Annotated in this window: 1 rRNA gene and 1 pseudogene; both read left to right on the plus strand. The window is 43.1% G+C overall.

The window, feature by feature from the left end:
* The first annotated feature begins 256 nt into the window (after nucleotides 1-256).
* Nucleotides 257-371: ribosomal RNA gene (rrf, locus tag LPA49_RS22225) — 5S ribosomal RNA — on the plus strand.
* A 211-nt stretch (nucleotides 372-582) separates the two neighbouring features.
* A pseudogene (locus LPA49_RS22230) lies at nucleotides 583-765 on the plus strand (IS110 family transposase); the annotation flags it as partial.

Raw genomic sequence — 765 nt, forward strand, 5'->3', positions numbered from 1 at the left:
AGGCAGGATGTGGAAGTGGTGTGAGCCATTAAGCTAACCTGTACTAATTACCCGTGAGGCTTAACCATACAACGCCAAACGCGTTTTATGACAGCGTAACAGACAGAAGTTAGTATACTAAAGTAGATTTTACGATTATCAGATTTCCAGATTTTATGTAGGGTGAACCGCAGCGCTTAATGCGAAATCAGTTCACCTTGCGCAAAGGACTCGTAAGCGCGATGCGCTTTGTCGAGAATCCTTTCCACGCATTTTGCTTGGTGACAATAGCGTTTTGGACCCACCTGACCCCATGCCGAACTCAGTAGTGAAACGAAACAGCGCCGATGATAGTGTGGCATTTGCCATGTGAAAGTAGGACATCGCCAGGCTCCTAATTAGAGAAACCCGTTGCAGCAATGCAGCGGGTTTTTTGCGTTCAGGGCTAAATTGTCCAGCACTATGCCTAGATTGCATACAAAGATAAAAGGCGCATAAGCGCAAGGTGAAGAGACGTAGGAGATGTATGGACTCCTCCCCTAAATAGGGTAAGTACGGTATAAAGAAATTGCAAAACCACTTTTACCAATAAGGAATCCATACATGTCAAAATTTAACTTAATTTGTATCGACTTGGCAAAAAATGTTTTTCAAGTCGGTCAATTTTTTCATCAAAAACTACAAAGTAATAAAGCGGTAAGCAGAAAAGAGCTACTGTCGATACTCACCACGTCTCCTCGTTGTAAAGTTGTCATGGAATCATGTGGCGGTGCTCATTATTGGGCA

Origin of the sequence: Pseudoalteromonas sp. MB41 (assembly GCF_020966275.1) — a bacterium.
GTDB classification, from domain to species: Bacteria; Pseudomonadota; Gammaproteobacteria; order Enterobacterales; family Alteromonadaceae; genus Pseudoalteromonas; species Pseudoalteromonas lipolytica.